Genomic DNA, 16,296 nt, shown 5'->3' with positions numbered 1-16,296 from the left:
GTCCTCCCGCCGCTTAGTCCTGCTGTTCGCGCATGGCCTGGACAATGCGCGGGCCCAGGTGGGTTACGTCCCCGGCGCCGATGGTCATGATCACGTCCCCGGGAGCCGCGGATTCCACGACCCGCACAATGGCCTGCTCGTTGTCCAGCACCGCGCTGGGCACCTCGATGCGGTCGGCGATCAGCGCGCTAGTGACCCCCTCGATCGGATCCTCCCGGGCGGCATAGATGTCCAGCACGCTGACCGTGTCGGCCAGGGAGAGCGCCTCGGCGAACTGCCGATAGAACTCGTAGGTGCGGCTAAACAGGTGTGGCTGGAAAATCACATGCAGCTCCCCCTCGTCGGCGACGGCCCGCCCGGCGCGCAGCGCCGCGGCCACCTCGGTCGGGTGGTGGGCGTAGTCGTCGTAGACGCGGATGGAGGCGACCTCGCCCTTGAATTCAAAGCGGCGGGCCGCTCCGGTGAAGCTGGCCAGCGCGTCCAGCGCCTCCTCGACCTCCAGCCCCACGTGCATGCCCACGGCCAGGGCGGCGGCGGCGTTGAGCAGGTTGTGCTCGCCGGGGATGGCCAGGTTCAGCTCGTGCTCCTGCCCGCTGCCCCATTCCACGGTGGCCACGAAGCGTTCCCCGACCGGGTGGGCGTCGCTGAGCCGGCGGTCGGCGGTGTCGGAGAAACCATAGGTCTGCACCCGCAGTCCGGGCCGCTCGCGGCGCATGGTGCGCGCCAGCGCGGCGGCGCCGGGATCATCGGCGCAGCAGATCAGCAGCCCGTCCTCGGGCAGCAGCCGGGCAAAGTCCTCGAACGCCCGGTGCACGGCCTCTGCGGTGATGTAGTGGTCCAGGTGGTCGGCTTCGATGTTGGTGACCACGATGACGTCGGGCCGGTAGTTCAAGAACGAGCCGTCGGATTCGTCGGCTTCGGCCACAAAGATCGAGCCCTGGCCCAGTTCGGCGTTCACCCCGAGGCTGGCGATGTTGGCGCCGACCGCGAAGCTGGGGCTGGTCCCGGCGGTGCGCAGCATGTGCGCGGTCAGCGCGGTGGTGGTGGTCTTGCCGTGGGTGCCGGCCACGGTGACCGTGTGGTGTCCGGCCATGGTGGCGGCCAGTCCCTCGGAGCGGTGCAGGATCCGCAGCCCGCGGGCGACGGCCTCATCGTATTCGGGGTTGCCCGGCTTGATGATCGAGGAGATGACCACCGTCTGCGCGTCCTGCAGGTTCTGTGGGTCGTAGCCGACGTGCACGCGCGCCCCGCGCTCTTCCAGCTCCCGCAGGACCGGCAGGTCCTTCGCGTCGCTGCCGGAGACCGTGACGCCGGCATCCAGCAGCAGCCGGGCCACGGCCGAGACCCCGACCCCGCCGATTCCCATCAGGTGGACCTTGCCCAAATCCGAGACCTTGTGCTGCATTTGCTGCGCCATTGCTACCCTTCCTCAGTGTTCTGCCCGCCGGCGGTGCCGGTGGTGTCCTGCCCGGCCGCGCCCGCTGCGATTTCCTCGATGACCAGGCGGGCCATCACCTCGGCCGCGTCGCGCCGGCCCTGCCCCGCCGCGGCCCGGGCCATCTCCTGCAGCCGCGTCGCGTCGGAGAGCAGCGGCAGCACGGATTGGCGCACGTAGTCGGGGGTGAAGTTGGCATCCTCGACCAGCAGCGCGCCGCCGGCGGCGACCAGTTCACGGGCGTTGAGTTTTTGCTCGCCGTTGCCGATGGGCAACGGCACCAGGACGGAGGGCACCCCGGCCACCGCCAGCTCGCACACCGTTCCGGCGCCGGAACGGCACACCATCAAATCCGCGGCGGCGTAGGCGTAGTCCATGCGGTCCACGTACTCCACCTGCGTGTACCCTTCGGCGCGCAGCGGCTGCCCGGAGTCATCAAGCACCGGCTTGCCGCGCCCGGTGATGTGCACGGTGTGGATCCCGGCCGCGGCCAGCGCCGGCAGGGCGGCGGCGATGGTCCGGTTGATGTTCACCGCCCCGGAGGAGCCGCCGGTGACCATCAGCACCGGGGCCTGGGTGTTCAGTCCAAAGTGCTGCCGGGCCTGCTCGCGCAGCGCCGCACGGTCCATGCGGGCCACGTTCGAGCGCATCGGCATCCCGATCTGTGTGGCGTTGGGCAGCCCGGTGCCGGCGAACGTCGTGGCCACGACCTTGGCGGTCTTGGCGCCCAGCTTGTTGGCCATGCCGGCCACCGAGTTCGCCTCGTGCACGAAGATCGGAAGCTTCAGGCGCCGGGCGGCCAGGTAGGCCGGGGTGCACACGTAGCCGCCCACCCCGATCAGCCCCTGGGCCTGTTGCTCGCGCAGGATCTTGGCGGCTTGGCGCACGGCGGCCGGGAAGGCGAACGGGAAGCGGAACAGGCTCGGGGAGATCGAGCGGGGCATGGGCACCTTGGGGATCAGTTCCAGGCGGTAGCCGGCCTCGGGCACCAGCCGCGTTTCCAGGCCCCCGGCGGTGCCGATCGCGGTGATCTGCGCGTCGGGACGCTCATCGCGGATCGCGTCGGCGATGGCGAGCATCGGTGAGATGTGTCCGGCGGTCCCCCCGCCGGCGACCACAAGTTTCATGGGCTCACTCATGATGCTGGGCTAACTCCTTGTGCTTGGTGGAGGCAGTGCGCGCACTGCCCGGATGGGCCGGATGGCGCACCGGCCGGGCGGCGGCTTTCACCCCGCCCGGGGCTGTGCCTTCTATTCTGCCGTCTTTGGCGCGGAAAGCGGGGCCTTGGGCTCGGCGCGTTTCTGGTCGCGCGCTGCCGAGAGCACATATCCCATGGCCAGGGTGACGGCGAGCATGGCCGAACCGCCGGAGGAAATGAACGGCAGCGGCACGCCGATCACCGGCAGCAACCCGCTCACGGTGCCCAGGTTGATGAAGGACTGGCCAATGACCCAGGCCATCAGGCAGGCCATCAGGATGCGGGTGTACAGGTCGGTGGCGCGCACCGCAATCCGGTACATGGCCAGGGCCAGCAGGCCGAAGAGGATCAGCACCAGCAGCACCCCCAGGAAGCCGAACTCCTCGCCCAGGATGGAGAAGATGAAGTCGTTCTGCGCCTCTGGCACATAGGACCACTTCATGCGCGACTGTCCCGGGCCGACCCCGAACCAGCCGCCGGAGGCGAAGGCCTGGATGCCCATGGAGGACTGGTAGCAGATCGCGTCCCCCGGGCCGCAGTCGATGCCCAGCCAGGCCAGGATGCGCGCACGGCGGTTTTCCGAGAGCATGACCATCCCGGAGACGCCGACCAGCCCGACCGCCCCGATGCCCAGCAGCAGCTTCATCCGCAGCCCGGCCATGAACATGGCGGTGGCGATGATCATGATCAGCACCAGGCCGGTGCCCACGTCGCGCCCGACCAGCACCAGGCCCAGGATGACCACCCCGACCGGGAAGGCGACCGGGATCATGATGTGCTTGTAGTCGTGCAGCAGTGACTGCTTCTTCTCCAGCATGTAGGCGGAGAACACGGCCAGCGCCAGTTTGGCGAACTCACTGGGTTGCATGCCGATTCCGGCCACGCGCAGCCAGTTGCGGTTGCCCAGCACGGTGTGCCCCAGCGGGGTGAAGGCCACCGCGAACAGCGCCACCCCGGCCAGCAGGATCGCCGGCACGGCGGCCTTGCGCAGCGTGGCGGGCTTGAAGAACTGCATGGCGAGCATCGCGGCGATGCCCACCCCGGCGAAGACCGCCTGGTTCAGGGCGACGGTGAACCCGTCCTGCCCGCGGGCGATGGCCTCCACCGAGGCGGAGGACTGCACCATCAGCACCCCGAAGACGGCCAGCGCGATCGTGGAGACCATCACCAGGGTGTAGTCGATCGATGCGCTGGTGCGGCTGCCGGACTCGATGCGCCCCAGTACCCGTTGCGGCCACGGGGGCCTGGGCTTGGTGCCGTTACGCGGTGTTGAGGTGCGCTTGTTCACCGGTGTCCTCCCCCGTTGCCTGTTGCCTGGTTAGTTGCCTTCTCCGCTCTCATCTGCCGGGTCCGGGGCTGCCGGATCGGTGGTGAGCGGGTCGTGTTCCATCAGATCACTGACCGCGCTGATGAACGCGTTGCCACGCTGCGCGTAGGAGGTGAATTGGTCGATGGAGGCCGCGGCCGGGGCCATCAGCACCGTATCCCCGGCGGTGGCCAGGGTGTGGGCCCGGCGCACCGCTCGGGTCATCACGGCCGGCCCGGCCGGCAGGGTTCCGTCCGCAGCGGTGGCGGCCGCGGTGATGTCCTCGACGGGGACCGCCGGGGCGTGCTTGGCCAGGGCCTGACGCAGGGCGTCGTTGTCGGTGCCGATCAGCAGCACGTGGCGCAGCCGCGCGGCGTGCTTGGCCACCAGCTGGTGGTAGTCCACGCCCTTGGAGACTCCCCCGGCGATCCACACCACCTTGGTGAAGGCGCTCAGCGAGGCGTCGGTGGCGTGCGGGTTGGTGGCCTTGGAGTCATTGATCCACAGGATGTCCTCGCGCCGGGCGACCGCCTGGATGCGGTGCGCCCCGGCGTCAAAGCCGCCCAGCCCCCGGGCCACGGCCTCGGCCGGCACCCCATAGGCGCGGGCCAGGGCCGCGGCGGCGGCGGCGTTCGCGGCGGTGTGCCGGGGAACAATTTCCCCGATCTGCTCCAGGGCGATCAGTTCCACCGCGGAGCTGTGCCGTTCCTCGATGAAGGCGCGGTCCACCAGCAGCCCCTCGACGATGCCCACCATGGACACCGCCGGGGTGTTGGTGGTGAAGCCGATGGCGCGGCAGCCCTCGATCACCTCGGCGTTTTCCACCATGGCGATCGTTTCTTCCTGCTCCACGTTGAAGATCGCGGCGATCTGGGTGCGCGCGTAGATCTTGGCCTTGTCGGCCTTGTACGCCTCAAAGCTGCCGTGCCAGTCCACATGGTCCTCGGCCAGGTTCAGCACCACGGAGGCCAGCGGGGAGATCGAATGGGTGAAGTGCAGCTGGAAGCTGGACAGCTCCACCACCAGGACCTCAAAGCCCTGCGGGTCGCGCACGGCGTCCAGGATCGGGGTGCCCACGTTGCCCACCGCAATCGCCTTCTTGCCGGCGGCCAGCAGGATCGATTCGGTCATGCCCACGGTGGTGGTCTTGCCGTTGGTGCCGGTCACCGCCAGCCACTTCGGGGCCGGGCGGCCGGCGCGGGTCTGCACCCGCCAGGCCAGTTCCACGTCGCCCCAGATCGGGATGCCGGCTTCCGCGGCCTCGGCCAGCACCGGGTGGCGCGGGTTCCAGCCAGGGGAGGCGATGACCAGCTCGGGCTGCTGCCCGTCCACCTGCGGCAGCCCGGTGACGTGCTCGGCCCCCAGCAGCACCTGCTGGGCCCCGACGATCTTCAGCGTGTCGGCGCGCTGCACGTTCACCGCGTCCTCGCGCCCGTCCACCACGGTGACCAGGGCGCCGAGTTCGATCAGGGTGTCGGCGGCGGAGAAGCCGGACAGGCCCAGGCCCGCCACGACCACGCGCAGGCCCTTCCAGTTCGCATCCCAGCTGGTTAATTCGTCCAGACGTTCACTCACAGTGCCACAACCCATTCAGAGTAGAAGAGCCCCAGCCCGGCGGCGACGAACAGCCCGGCCAAGATCCAGAAACGGACCACCACGTTCTCCTCGGACCAGCCGGAGAGCTCAAAGTGGTGCTGCAGCGGCGCCATCTTGAAGACGCGCTTGCCGCCGGAGAGCTTGAAGTAGCCGACCTGGATGATCACCGACAGGGCGATCATCACGAACAGCCCGGCGATGATGACCAGCAGCAGCTGGGTGCGCGAGAGGATCGCCATCGCGGCGACCGCGCCGCCAATGGCTAGCGAACCGGTGTCCCCCATGAAGATCTTCGCCGGCTTGGCGTTCCACCACAGGAAGGCGACCAGGGCGCCGGAGATTGTGGCGCCCAGCAGCGCCAGGTCCAGCGGGTCGCGCACGGTGTAGCAGACCTGGGCGGGGGTGGGGATGGTGCAGGCCTGGTTCTGCTGCCAGATGCCCATCAGGGTGTAGGCGCCAAAAACCATGATGGAGGCGCCGGTGGCCAGCCCGTCCAGCCCGTCGGTGAGGTTCACGCCGTTGGTGGTGGCGGTGACAATGAAGTTCGACCAGATCACGAACAGCACCAGCCCCAGCATCGGGCCGGCGAAGGCCAGGTCGATGTTGGTGTCGCGCAGGAAGGAGATGGCGGTAGAGGCCGGGGTCAGGCCCTTGTCGTTGGGGAACTGCAGGGCCAGCACGGAGAAGCTGACGCCCACCACGGCCTGCAGCACGATCTTCTGCCAGGCGCGCAGCCCCAGGGAACGCTTCTTGGCGATCTTGATGAAGTCATCCAGGAAGCCGACCAGGCCCATCCCGCCAAAGAGCAGCAGCACCAGCAGACCGCTGGGGGTGATGCCGGCGCTGGCCCGGCCCAGCAGGGCCAGTATGCCGTGGGTGGCGAAGTAGCTGATGAACACGCTCAGCACGATCACCACACCGCCCATGGTGGGGGTGCCGGACTTGACCGAGTGTGAGTTCGGTCCGTCGTCGCGGACGACCTGGCCGTATTGCTTCTTGGTCAGCAGGCGGATGTACAGCGGCATGACCACCATGGTCAGCACCAGGGCGATGCCTGCCCCCAAAATTAATGCGATCACGCTTTGCGGCCTTCCTTTACCTCTGCGGCAATCTCATCTCCGAGGAAACGCAGCCCCGCACCGTTTGATGACTTGAACAAGACAATGTCTCCGGGTTCCAGCTGCTCGTTCAGCAGCTGTCGTGCCTCGTCGAGGTCTTCAACGTAGTAGGCTTCCTCTCCCCAGCTGCCCTCCAGGACCGCCGAGTTGTAGGCCGGTTTGGCTTCACGGCCCACGACCACCAGCTTCTTGATGTTCATGCGCACGGCCAGGCGTCCGAGCTTGTCGTGCTCCAGCACCGAATCCGGGCCCAGTTCCAGCATGGAGCCAAGCACGGCCCAGGTTCGCCGGGCCACCCCCTGCTCGTTGGGCAGACCCAGTTCGGCCAGGGTGATCAGGGCGGCGCGCATCGAGTCGGGGTTCGCGTTGTACGCATCGTTGATGATGCTCACCCCGTCGGCGCGCTCAATGCGCTCCATGCGCCAGCGGCTGCCGGCCTGCAGGCCGTCGAGGGTCGCGGCGATCTGCGCCGGGGCCAGGCCCAGCACGTAGGCGGCGCTGGCTGCGGCGGTGATGTTGGTGACGTGGTGCCTGCCCAGCAGCCCGCTGGTGATCCGGTGGGTGGAGCCGTCCGGGAAGTTCAACACCAGGCTGAGCCGGCCGTTGGCGTCGGTGTCGGCCTCGCTCGCCCACACGGCCGCATTCGCCGGGGCCTGGTTGGCGGCACCGAAGTACTGCACCTCGGCTTCGGTGCGCGAGGCCATGCGGGCCACCCGCGGGTCCTCGACGTTCAGCAGCGCGGTCCCGTTGGCGGGCAGCGCCTCAACGAGTTCGCCCTTGGCCTTCTCGATGTTCTCCACCCCGCCGAACTCGCCGGCGTGGGCGCTGCCGACGCAGAGCACCACGCCCAGCTGCGGCTTGACCATGCCGGTCAGGTAGGTCAGGTGTCCGATCCCGGTGGCGCCCATTTCCACGACCAGGTACTTGGTCTCTTCGGTGGCGCTGAAGATGGTCAGCGGGACCCCGACCTCGCCGTTGTAGGAGCCGATCGGTGAAACGGTGGGGCCGGAGGTGGACAGCACGGCCGCCAGCAGGTCCTTGGTGGTGGTCTTGCCGGCCGAACCGGTGATGCCCACGACGACCGCGTCGTTGCGTTCCTTGAGGAACTCGACGATGTGGGCGGCAATCAGGCCCATCGCCTCCACCGCGTCCGGCACGATGATCGCCGGGTGCGGCTGACGCTGTTCGGTCAAGGTTTCGCGTTCGGCCAGGGCGGCGATCGCCCCGGCCTGCAGCGCCTGGTCGATGAAGGCGTGCCCGTCGGAGAATTCGCCGGGCTTGGCAACGAACAGCGCCCCAGCGCCGACCTCGCGCGAGTCGGTGGTGACGGAGCTGATGACCCCGGCCGGGTCCAGGCTCTGGCTCGCCCGACCGCCGGTGATATCAAGGATTTGTTGGATGGACAGTTCAATCATGGCATTTAGGACTTTACACTCAGGCGGGTTAGTCAATCGTCTGTGCGATCGGCGAAAGGGGCGTGAATCCGTGTTTCGACAGCGCCTGGGCCAGCTCCTGGCGGTCATCCAGCGCAACGTCGATTCCGGCGACTTCTTGGCTAACTTCGTGTCCGCGCCCGGCCACGAGGATGGCGTCGGCCGGGTTGGCCAAACTCACAGCGAACTCCACGGCGGCATCGCGTGGCGCGACGTTGTACAGCTTGACGCCGTGGCCGCCCGCGTCGATTTCCGCCTGAGCGCCGGCGGCCACCTGTTCGCGGATCTGCGCCGGGTCCTCGTCGTGCGGGTCGTCGTCGGTGACGATGACGATGTCGGCGTTGCGTACCGCCACCGCGCCCATGTCCGGGCGTTTGGTGGTGTCCCGTTCCCCGGTGGCCCCGAAGACGATGATGCGCCGTCCCCCGTCGCCCGGGCGCAGTGAACCCAGCGCCTTGATCAGCGCATCGGAGTTGTGGGCAAAGTCGACCACGGCCACCGGCTGCTCGCTGATGACCTGCATCCGCCCCGGCACCGACAGGGAAAGCGGGTCGTGGGCGTCAAGCACCTGCTGCAGCCGCTGGGGGTCGACCCCGCTGGCCAGGACCATGCACACGGCCAGGGCCGCATTGGCGACGTTGAACAGGCCCGGCAGCCCGGTGCGCAGCGCCAGGCGCTGTCCGTCCCGGTGGCGCAGTGTGAAGGCGTGGCCCAGCCCGCTGGGGGCCAGCTCCTCCACCACCCACTGGGCGGCCGGGCTTGCGGCGTCCAGGCTGAGCGTGGTCACCGGGACGCGGGCGTTCTCCGCCAGTTTGCGGCCGTACTGGTCATCGACGAGCACCACGGCCTGCTCGCAGCGTTCGGGTTCAAAGAGCCGGGCCTTGGTGGCGAAGTACTCTTCCATGGACCCGTGCAGGTCCAGGTGGTCCTGGGTGAGGTTGGTGTACCCGGCGACGGCGAACTTCAGCCCGGCCACCCGGTTGTAGCTCAGCGAGTGGCTGGAGACCTCCATGGCCACCGCCTGCACGTCCTGCTCCCCCATCCGGGCCAGCAGGCCGTGCAGCTGGGTGGATTCGGGGGTGGTGAGCACACTGGGGATAATGCGCCCGCGAACGGACATTTCGATGGTGCCGATCAGCCCGGTGTTGCGGCCCAGGGCCTCCAGCAGGGAGCGGATCATGAAGGTGGTGGTGGTCTTGCCGTTGGTGCCGGTGACCCCGAAGAGCTCCGGTGTGCCGGCATCGGTGCCGTAGACGGCGGCGGCTGCGGTGGCGGCGATGGCCCGCACGTCCGGGACGATGCCCACCGGCACCTGGGCCTGGCTGCCGATCAGCTCCTGCCCGGCGGCGTCGGTGATGACCGCCAGCGCCCCATTGGCCAGGGCGTCGGGGAGGAACTGGGCACCGTGGCGCTTGGCCCCGGAAATCGCCAGGAACACGTCCCCGGGCTGCACGGTCTGCGGGTTCAGGCTCACGCCGGTCAGTTCCAGGTCCTGCCCGGCGCCGGAGGTGCTCTGCGCCTGCACGGCGGCGCACAGTCGGGCCCAGGAGATCGCCGTGCGGGCCGTGGGGCGCAGGTGGCGTTCGAGCTCGCGCGGTGATTCCGGCTGGTGGTTTACCAAGGTTTCTTCTGTTCCTTACCGACAAAGACGTTATAGGTATCGGGTTCCGTGGAGGACGGGGGCACGTTGAACGTGTTCAGCGTGTGGCTCATGACCTCGGTGAAGGTGTCGGCCACCGAGAAGTTGCGCCAGTTGCCCTTGGGCCGATACATGGTGGCAACGACCACGAACTGCGGATCATCCAGCGGGGCGACCCCGGCGAAGGAATAAGTGTAGCCGTCGTAGCCCCCGGATTCGCCGGCGGCCTGACCGGTACCGGTCTTGCCTCCCACGCGGTAACCCGGAATCTTCATTTTAGTACCGGTGCCCTCTTCGACGACCGATTCCATGAGTTTGAGCATCTCTTGTGCTGTTGACTTCTTCACAACCCGGGTGTTCTGCCCGGCTTCGGGCTTCTCCTCGGTGCCGTCGGGGTTGACGTAGCTCTCAATCAGGCTCGGCGGGATGCGCACCCCGCCGTTGGCCAGGGTCTGGAAAATGGAGGCGGTGTGCAGAACGGTCTGCGAGTAGCCCTGGCCGAACATGGTGGTGTACTGCTGACGGCGGTCCCAGGCCTTGGGCTCGGCCAGCAGGCCCTTGCTGGCCCCGTTCAAGCCAAGCTGGATTGCGTCACCCAGCCCGAACTTGCGCATGTACTCGTAGCGTTCCTGGTTGCTCATCTTTTCGCCGACCATCACCGTGCCGGTGTTGTAGGAGCGGGCGAAGATGCCAGAGACAGTCATGTCATAGGTGGCGTGCGGCAGGGAGTCGTTGATGGTCTCCTTGCTCACCGTGTACTTGTTCGGCACCCGGAATTCGTCGGTGGGCTTGACCTTCCCGGCGTCGACGGCCGCGGCGAAGGTGGCGGCCTTGCCGGTGGAGCCGGGCTCGAAGGCGCGGGTGATGGACACCGAGCGGCGGAACTCCCCGGGGGTGGCCCCCGGATTGTTCGGATCCAGCTGGGCGGAGTCCCCGATGGCAAGGATCTTGCCGGTCTTGACTTCCTGCACCACGACCGAGACCCATTCGGCGTTGAATTCAGCGCGCTTCTTCTCGGCTTCGCGCTGGGCGACGAAGTTGATGTCCGAGTCAATGGTCAGCTTCACGTCCTGGCCGTCCACGGCCGGGACTTCCTCGCTGTCGGCGACGGCGATGCGCACCCCGTCGGCCCCCACTTCAATCTTGCGGCTGCCGTCGGTGCCGCGCAGGCGCTGCTCCTGGCTCAACTCAAGGCCCTCGGCACCGACCACGGACGTCTGGTCCTCGGAGTTACGCACGAAGCCAAGGAGCGGTCCGGCGATGACACCCTGCGGGTACTGGCGCTCACTGCGCAGCTGGGAGATCAGGCGCGGAACCCCGACTTCCATGACCTCGTTCTTGATCTCGGGGGTAACGCCCTTGGCGACAACCACGTACCCCTTGGGCTTTTCCCCGTCCTCGGGACGGATCGCATCGGAGACCTGCTCGACATCCTGGTCCAGGATTTCGGCGATCTCCTTGGCGGCCTGCTCGTAGGTGATCTTTTCGCGCTCATTCGATCCGTCGCGCTTCTTGCGCGAGATCATGTCCTTCTGCTCGCGCTGGTCGATCACCAGGTCGTAGCGGTCCACGCTGACAGCCAGCGTGGTGCCGTTGCGGTCGACGATCGAGCCGCGGGTCGGGGTGATGACCTGTTCGCGCATGCGGTTGTCCTGCGCGGTCTGGGCAACCTGTGCGGCATTGATGCCCTGGACATAGAACAGCCGACCGGCGATGGCCAACAGCGCGGCCAGGGACAGGATGAGCACCAGCCGCATCCGGCGCTTCGCTGTATCAATGCTCGTTGGGTTCACGCTCCAGCTCTTTCCCCTCAACTTCATTTCCGACAGCGAATCCTGCCGCCATATTCAAGCTTAGAAAGCGATTCCTAGTTTGCCGGGGATTTGATCGACGGTGCCGGGATCGAGCCGCCGTTCAGCTCCTTGTCCTCGAATACCGGGCGGCCGTCGCTGCCCTTCTCACGTGCCGTTTCCTCGGCGGCCGGGGTCTTGGAGGATTCCTTGGGCTCGCTTTGCTGTGGCGCGTCGGATTCGGCCTTGGCTTCACCGGCCTCCGCTTCGCTGGAGGAGCCGGCCGTGGCTTCCTTTTCCTTGTTCGCCTTGGCCACGCGGGCGCTTTCGGCGTCATCGCTGGCCTTGGAGCGGATGTTCTCCCCCGGCAGCGGCAGGCTTGCATAGTCGGCGTGCGCGGCGGCGTCCTTGGAGGCCGATTCGGCTTCCTTGCTGATCTTGCCGTCTTCCAGGTCAACCAAACCCGGGGCGGCCGGGGCCACCAGCCCAAGTTCCTTGGCGCGCTTGGCCAGGGTCTGCGGGGCGGCCAGGGACTGCGCTTCCTTCAGCAGGGCCTGATTTTCCTGTGACAGCTCGCGTTCCTGATGACGCAGCGACACCATTTCGTACTGACGCTGGGCCACTGAGGTGTTCAGCAGAACCAGGGTGACGATCACCGCGAAGGCCAGCAATGCGAGCGCCGAGACCATGACCACCAGCGGGCGACGGCGCTTCGGGCTGGTATTGGGCACCAGGGACAACGTCGTGCGCTGTTTCGGATCAACGAACGGAACTTCGCTGGCGGCCACCGGTTCGGGGCGCGCCGATTTGGCAGTGGCGCCCTCAACCACGGGTTGGGCAGTCATAGCTGCGGTCCTCGGCAGACGCCGCGGGGCACGTTGGCTCATGCTAGCTCCTCTTCAGGATGCGCTCCACGGCCCGCAGGCGGGCCGAGGCGGCGCGAGGGTTTTCAGCGATTTCCTGTTCACTTGGCTTCTCGGTCCCCTTGGTGAGGACCTTGAATTCCGCTTTGTGCTCTTCGAGCTCAACGGGGAACCCCGGGGGTGCCGAGGACGTTGAACCCTGCACAAAAAATCTCTTGATGATCTTGTCTTCCAGCGAGTGGTAGCTCATGACCACAATTCGGCCACCCACGTTCAGGGCGCGCATGGAGGCCGGAATGGCGCGCTCAAGCACATCAAGCTCCTCGTTGACCGCGATGCGCAGCGCCTGGAAGGTTCGTTTGGCCGGATGACCGGAGTTGCGGGCAGCGGCTGCGGGAACCACTGAGCGGATGACCTCCACCAGCTGGGCTGTCGTGCTGATGCGCGCGTCCTGGCGCTGCTGAACAATGGCCGAGGCAATACGCCCGGCGAACTTCTCTTCGCCCCATTGGCGGATGATCCGCTGCAGCTCACCGCGGTCCAGGTCGTTCACCAGGTCCTCCGCGGTGGGTCCCACAGAGGTGTCCATGCGCATATCTAAGGGGGCGTCGTATGAGTACGCGAATCCGCGTTCCCGCTCGTCCAGCTGCAGTGAAGAGACACCGAGGTCAAAGAGCACCCCGTCAATGCCGGTAAAGCCAAGGTCCTGGACCACGTCCGCGATTTCGTCGTAGACCGCGTGGACCAGGTCGATGCGGTCGGCGAAGGGCTCAAGACGGGCTCCGGCCAAGGCCAGCGCTTGTTCGTCACGGTCCAGCCCAATGAGGTGTACGTTCTCGAAGCGTTGCAGGATGGCCTCTGAATGCCCTCCCATGCCCAGCGTGCAGTCCACGACGACGGCGCGGCGGTTCTCCGCATTGGCCCGCTCAATACCCGGAGCGAGCAAGTTCAGGCAACGGTCCTTAAGGACGGGAATATGCCGCTCGGATGTTGGACGTTCTTCGCCGCTAACCGGCATAGTGCCCCCTTTCGCCGTGTCGTGTGCTGGGATCAGATCCCCCTCCAACCCAAAAGCCGGTGTTCGGTTCTGGCTCCGGGGAAGTGAAGCCAGGGCCGAACCGCCTTGAGATGGCTGGAGATCTCATCCCAGCTGTGCCCCCATGGTTCGTAAAACTACTTATCCAAGTCCTGGAAGTTCGTCTTCATCGGTATCGGAGAAGGCCTCTTCCTGCTGCTGCAGGTAGTCCTGCCACGCCGTGGTGTCCCAGATCTCCACGCGGTTGCCTGCACCGATGACCGTGACCTCACGGTCCAGCCCGGCGTAGGAACGCAGCATCGAAGGAATGGTGACCCGGCCCTGCTTATCCGGCACTTCGTCCGACGCCCCGGACAGAAATACACGTGCATAGTCTCGAGCCCGCCGGGATGAAAGAGATGCCTGCGCGAGCTGCTCGTGCTGCTTCTCAAATTCCCGTTGGCTAAAGACGTAGATGCACCGTTCCTGCCCGCGGGTCAGAACCAGTCCATATGACAGTTCCTCGCGGTATTTAGCAGGAAGAATCAACCGCCCCTTGTCATCGAGACGCGGTGTATAAGTTCCAAGGAACATACACACCGCCTTTCGCATGAAGTGGTGATTCCGCCATCTTCCTCTACTGTCCTCCACTTTACTCCACCACTCCCCACTGTCAACGCGAGCGGAAGTGTTTTAGCTCAGTAATAGAGAAATAATCCGCGGGATTTCGGGCTAGTTTCGCAGGGGTGGACGGTGGAGGGATTTGGGCTGTTTTGACCCAGGGCGTGGCTCCTATCCCCTCTCACACCCCGATTTCGCGCGAAATTCGCTGGCCCGGAGGAGCAGTGGAGGAAAGTGGGGGAAGATTACCCGGAGCGGTGGAGAGTGGTGCAGAACACGCGAAACACGGCGGGTTAGGACAACCTTGGAATCTACTTAGAGTTCGTTACTCGCTAGCTGACGCAGGACCGCCGGCACGGCGCCGGCAACGGCCATGGCATTGGGGTTTGTGCAGCCTCGCCGGCGCAGTTGGTCAGAGCCGCCCAGCAAGAGGGTTAAAACGAAAAGGCACGATCCATTGGATCGTGCCAATTGCTTCGGGAAGCTCTAGCTATCCCGCTGGTCCCGCTTACGCTGGTTCCACTTTTCTTCAAGACCGCTCATGAACTGGGAGCTGCCGCGGTTGGCGGTCTTTGATCCGCTCTTCAGCGGATTTCCTCCCAGCTTACCCTTGGCGGACTTCTTCAGTGCCAGGGCTACGCCTGCAAACATGACCGCGAAACCGATCACGCCCACCACGATCAGTTGTTGGGAGATTCCGAAGATCAGCGCCCCCAATCCGACAATGAAGATCAGGGCGCCAAGAGCGATGTTGCGGGTCGACAGGCGTCCGCTATTGCCGGGAGCTTTCATGTTGGAAGCGAAGCGACGATCTTCATGCAGCTGCTTTTCAAGCTGCTCCAGCAGACGTTGCTCATGCTCAGATAGTGGCATCGTCTTCTCCTTCCAAGTCCCTGCGTGACGACCGACTCCGTCCTCACCCAGTAGAACGGTTTACCGCAAGATTTTGTTCCCCGCGGGAAATCTCCTACGTATCTCTAAGGATAGTCTTTTTAGACTCGAGGCTGCTAGTTCAGCCGTTGCGCTGTTAATAAGACTTAGTCTCAGCGATGCGGTCCAGGTGTCATGAGTCAGTTGAAGACGGGCCTTTGGGTCGCAATAGCCGCGCTGGAGTGAGCCGCTGGGATGGGAACTTCAGCGCGATGCTGTCAGCGATCTTTTCCGCTTCACGGGTCTTCTCGTCAATCGGATCCAAGGACAGCTGCACTCCCTGGGTTTCCTGCCCGAGCCGTTCTGCCCTAACCCCCACCAGACGCACTGCTTGCGGCAGTGGCAGCAGACGGCGGAACAGTTCAAGCACGCCGTTAGTCAGAGCCGAGGGAGAATCCGTGGCTGCCGCCAGCGTTTTGGAACGATTAACCGTGGTGAAGTCCTGGTACTTGATCTTGATGGCCAGCGCCTCGGCCAGCTTTCCAGAGCGGCGCAGGCGTTGGGCAACCTTGTGGCTGAGCACCACCAGTTCATCTTCCAAAAGCTTTAACTCGCTCTGGTCCGAATCAAAGGTGTGTTCGGCCGAGAGCGACTTTTCCTGCCGCACGGGAACCACTTCGCGGTCGTCGACCCCCCGGGACAAGCGGTGCAGGTTGCGGCCATGCTCGCCAAATTTTTGCACCATGACATTTTCCGGGTACTGGGCCAGCTGCTCCACGGTTTCAATCCCTGCCCGATGCAGCTGCTCCAGGGAACGCTTCCCCACGCCCCACAGCGCAGAGACCGGCAATTGATGCAGAAATTCAACGGTGCGCTGCGGTGCCACGACCACCAGGCCGTTGGGCTTGGCATGCTCCGATGCCAACTTAGCCACGAACTTATTGCGGGCGATCCCGACGCTGGCCGGAAGCCCCAGCTCATCCTTGAGGTACTGCTTGATCTGCTGGGCGATCCGCACCGGGCCGCCCAGGCGCCGCATGCTGCCGGTCACGTCCAGGAACGCCTCGTCAATGCTCAGCTGTTCGACCAGAGGGGTAATCGTGGAGAAGTACTGCATGATCTTGGCGGAAATCGCAGAATAACTGTGATGGTTCGGTTCCACGATGGTTGCATTCGGGGCCAGGCCCATCGCCTGGGACATCGGCATTGCCGAATGAACTCCCAGGGCCCGGCAATCGTAGGATGCTGAAAGCACGACGCTGCGCCCCTGCGGGTGCCCAACAATCACCTGCTTGCCCGCTAGCTCTGGGCGAGACAGCAGTTCCACTGACACGAAGAAGGCGTCCATGTCCACGTGCAAAATCGCCCGCTCAGCCTTATCAGTCATGGCTTAAGTTTACCGGTGCGTACCG

13 protein-coding genes are annotated in these 16,296 nt (G+C 65.7%); all 13 read right to left on the bottom strand.

What is annotated here, in order from left to right; translation table 11 throughout:
* Positions 1–13: 13 nt before the first annotated feature.
* The 13 genes from murC to dinB all read right to left on the bottom strand — a co-directional run bounded on the left by murC (position 14) and on the right by dinB (position 16,271).
* Positions 14–1,417 (bottom strand): UDP-N-acetylmuramate--L-alanine ligase, encoded by a 1,404-nt coding sequence (gene murC / locus RCJ92_RS00155; protein WP_175419381.1) that lies wholly within the window; start codon positions 1,415–1,417, stop codon positions 14–16.
* A gap of 2 nt (positions 1,418–1,419) precedes the next feature.
* Positions 1,420–2,574, bottom strand: a complete 1,155-nt coding sequence (gene murG / locus RCJ92_RS00150) for an undecaprenyldiphospho-muramoylpentapeptide beta-N-acetylglucosaminyltransferase (RefSeq protein ID WP_446753399.1) — start codon at positions 2,572–2,574, stop codon at positions 1,420–1,422.
* Positions 2,575–2,685: 111 nt separating this feature from the next.
* On the bottom strand, positions 2,686–3,921 hold the full coding sequence (locus tag RCJ92_RS00145; protein WP_446753398.1) for an FtsW/RodA/SpoVE family cell cycle protein: 1,236 nt from the start codon (positions 3,919–3,921) through the stop codon (positions 2,686–2,688).
* A 30-nt stretch (positions 3,922–3,951) separates the two neighbouring features.
* Entirely contained in the window at positions 3,952–5,529 is a 1,578-nt protein-coding gene (murD, locus tag RCJ92_RS00140) for a UDP-N-acetylmuramoyl-L-alanine--D-glutamate ligase (protein WP_446753397.1), read from the bottom strand.
* The gene (gene mraY, locus RCJ92_RS00135; RefSeq protein WP_138178069.1) at positions 5,511–6,614 is read right to left on the bottom strand and encodes a phospho-N-acetylmuramoyl-pentapeptide-transferase; all 1,104 of its coding nucleotides are present in this window, start codon (positions 6,612–6,614) and stop codon (positions 5,511–5,513) included. Before mraY ends, murD begins: the two co-directional genes overlap by 19 nt.
* Positions 6,611–8,068: a UDP-N-acetylmuramoyl-tripeptide--D-alanyl-D-alanine ligase gene (locus RCJ92_RS00130; protein WP_446753396.1), complete on the bottom strand. Its 1,458-nt coding sequence runs from the start codon at positions 8,066–8,068 to the stop codon at positions 6,611–6,613. Before RCJ92_RS00130 ends, mraY begins: the two co-directional genes overlap by 4 nt.
* Before the next feature lie 28 nt (positions 8,069–8,096).
* Positions 8,097–9,707, bottom strand: a complete 1,611-nt coding sequence (locus RCJ92_RS00125) for a UDP-N-acetylmuramoyl-L-alanyl-D-glutamate--2,6-diaminopimelate ligase (RefSeq protein ID WP_446753395.1) — start codon at positions 9,705–9,707, stop codon at positions 8,097–8,099.
* Positions 9,701–11,518 (bottom strand): peptidoglycan D,D-transpeptidase FtsI family protein, encoded by a 1,818-nt coding sequence (locus tag RCJ92_RS00120; protein ID WP_446753394.1) that lies wholly within the window; start codon positions 11,516–11,518, stop codon positions 9,701–9,703. Before RCJ92_RS00120 ends, RCJ92_RS00125 begins: the two co-directional genes overlap by 7 nt.
* Before the next feature lie 74 nt (positions 11,519–11,592).
* A complete protein-coding gene (locus tag RCJ92_RS00115) occupies positions 11,593–12,360 on the bottom strand; it encodes a hypothetical protein (protein WP_446753393.1) in 768 nt (255 codons plus the stop codon).
* A gap of 43 nt (positions 12,361–12,403) precedes the next feature.
* Positions 12,404–13,396, bottom strand: a complete 993-nt coding sequence (rsmH, locus tag RCJ92_RS00110; RefSeq protein WP_446753392.1) for a 16S rRNA (cytosine(1402)-N(4))-methyltransferase RsmH — start codon at positions 13,394–13,396, stop codon at positions 12,404–12,406.
* Positions 13,397–13,555: 159 nt separating this feature from the next.
* Positions 13,556–13,987, bottom strand: a complete 432-nt coding sequence (gene mraZ, locus RCJ92_RS00105) for a division/cell wall cluster transcriptional repressor MraZ (protein ID WP_054820651.1) — start codon at positions 13,985–13,987, stop codon at positions 13,556–13,558.
* Positions 13,988–14,500: 513 nt separating this feature from the next.
* The gene (locus tag RCJ92_RS00100; RefSeq protein WP_054820652.1) at positions 14,501–14,887 is read right to left on the bottom strand and encodes a DUF3040 domain-containing protein; all 387 of its coding nucleotides are present in this window, start codon (positions 14,885–14,887) and stop codon (positions 14,501–14,503) included.
* Positions 14,888–15,077: 190 nt separating this feature from the next.
* Positions 15,078–16,271, bottom strand: coding sequence for a DNA polymerase IV (dinB, locus tag RCJ92_RS00095; RefSeq protein WP_446753391.1), 1,194 nt, complete (start codon positions 16,269–16,271; stop codon positions 15,078–15,080).
* Between the last annotated feature and the right edge of the window lie 25 nt (positions 16,272–16,296).

It is taken from the genome of Glutamicibacter sp. BSL13 (genome assembly GCF_052928425.1).
The sequence above is the reverse complement of the archived record's forward strand: the minus strand, read 5'-3'. Positions and strand labels throughout refer to the sequence as shown.

Coding starts and splice junctions, on each gene's coding strand:
- murC (WP_175419381.1), bottom strand. CDS start 1,417: ATGGCGCAGCAAATGCAGCACAAGGTCTCGGATTTGGGCAAGGTCCAC.
- murG (WP_446753399.1), bottom strand. CDS start 2,574: ATGAGTGAGCCCATGAAACTTGTGGTCGCCGGCGGGGGGACCGCCGGA.
- murD (WP_446753397.1), bottom strand. CDS start 5,529: ATGGGTTGTGGCACTGTGAGTGAACGTCTGGACGAATTAACCAGCTGG.
- RCJ92_RS00130 (WP_446753396.1), bottom strand. CDS start 8,068: ATGATTGAACTGTCCATCCAACAAATCCTTGATATCACCGGCGGTCGG.
- RCJ92_RS00115 (WP_446753393.1), bottom strand. CDS start 12,360: ATGACTGCCCAACCCGTGGTTGAGGGCGCCACTGCCAAATCGGCGCGC.
- rsmH (WP_446753392.1), bottom strand. CDS start 13,396: ATGCCGGTTAGCGGCGAAGAACGTCCAACATCCGAGCGGCATATTCCC.
- mraZ (WP_054820651.1), bottom strand. CDS start 13,987: ATGTTCCTTGGAACTTATACACCGCGTCTCGATGACAAGGGGCGGTTG.
- RCJ92_RS00100 (WP_054820652.1), bottom strand. CDS start 14,887: ATGCCACTATCTGAGCATGAGCAACGTCTGCTGGAGCAGCTTGAAAAG.
- dinB (WP_446753391.1), bottom strand. CDS start 16,271: ATGACTGATAAGGCTGAGCGGGCGATTTTGCACGTGGACATGGACGCC.